Here is a 230-nt window from a genome sequence, read left to right as displayed (position 1 = left end):
CCCCCCCCCCCAAAACAAAACCCTCCCCCCCCAGATTACTACGCGTCTCGTGGGCTCGGAGATGTGTATAAGAGACAGGGGTGTCGTTGCGCTGGTCGCAGCCATTGCGGTCGGTGTCGGTCCAGGCGGCCCCGAACTCGGCCCGATGACGGGCTACTCGCGGGCCGCGGCCCAGCACCGCCAGCGTGGCGACGAGCGCCAATGCCGTCCCCGGTCGTGCCGCACAGATG

Annotated in this window: 1 pseudogene; it reads right to left on the bottom strand. The window is 68.7% G+C overall.

The features are described from left to right. Positions 1-230: pseudogene (locus tag ACPYOM_RS24185) on the bottom strand (hypothetical protein); the annotation flags it as partial.

It is taken from the genome of Monashia sp. HAY1-2A (genome assembly GCF_056755315.1).
This window is presented reverse-complemented; position numbering and strand designations above follow the sequence as displayed.